We start from the raw sequence: 1,193 nt of genomic DNA, 5'->3' as shown, positions 1-1,193 counted from the left end.
GGGGCTCATAATTTGTGGTTGCCTCCAAACCGGGCGCGTCTTCCGGGGCTAAATTGCTGGGTGCGACGATGGCGTGGTAGGCGATCGTCTTAATCGGCATGAGCGTGGTCCCGTCCTGTTTGCGGACCACCATACCGCCCGCCAATTCGAGGTCGTCCGGAGGAATTTCGCTGAGCCGTGAGGCCGTACGCAGAATCTTCTCCCGGATTTTCGTCGCTGCTCCGATAATAGCTCCACCACTGGTCACCGCCGTTCGGCTGCCCCAGGTTCCCCAGCCATAGGGAACAAGAGCGGTGTCGCTTTGCACGACTTTCACATCGGCCACGGCCACGCCCAATTCGTCGGCTGCAACCTGGGCGAGGGTGGTTTGATGACCCTGACCATGTGAAGAAGAGCCGGTCAAAACGGTGACTGTCCCATTGACATCCCTACGCACGGTGGCCGATTCATAGCCGCCAACCTGTATGCCCATGAGGTTAAAAAACGAAGAACCGGGGGCCGTGCCTTCTATGTAACAGCCCAGGCCCACACCAAGATAGCGGCCTGCCTTTCGACCGTGTTCCTGTTCCGCTCGGAAGTTGTCATACCCCAGCATATCGAGCGCCTTTTGTAAGGACTCCTGATGGCTGCCGCTTTCGATCTTTGCTCCGGCAATCGTGGTGTAGGGATGATCTTCCTGGCGGATCATATTCCGCAGGCGGATCTCCGCCGGATCAAGCCCCAGCCGCTGCGCGCCAAGATTCAGCAAGCGTTCCATGACCAGGATGGCAATCGGCAGACCCACGCCGCGGTAGGCGCCCAAGGTGACCTTATTGGTGACAATGGAGAGGGCCTCGTAGCGATAGGCCGGGAGCTTGTACGGACCGGGCAGCCCTGAGGCTGCATGCCCGGCCTCCAGGGCAGAACTAAACGGAAAGCAGGAATACGCACCCACGTCGTTCAGAAAGCGGGCCTTCACACCGAGGATGGTCCCGTCGTTCTTCAGGGCGAGTTCGGCCTCGACAATTTGATGCTTGGCGTGCATGGCGGCTGCCAGATTTTCCCGTCGATCTTCAATCCACTTGATCGGGCAGCCAAAACGACGGGCGAAGAAGGCCGTCAGGATTTCCTCGGGAAACACATGCGCCTTGGGTCCAAAACCGCCGCCGACGTCTGGGGCGATGACTCGAAGGTCGGTCTCGGGCCAGCCCAGT

The 1,193-nt window shown here is 59.7% G+C and carries 1 protein-coding gene; it reads right to left on the bottom strand.

Translation table 11 applies throughout. The features are described 5' to 3' along the window. Positions 1–1,193, bottom strand: a 1,193-nt coding sequence (locus OXG98_07880) for a molybdopterin-dependent oxidoreductase (protein ID MCY3771922.1), incomplete at both ends; no start/stop codon positions are given.

It is taken from the genome of Gemmatimonadota bacterium, from assembly GCA_026706345.1.
Classification (GTDB): domain Bacteria; phylum JAAXHH01; class JAAXHH01; order JAAXHH01; family JAAXHH01; genus JAAXHH01.
This window is presented reverse-complemented; position numbering and strand designations above follow the sequence as displayed.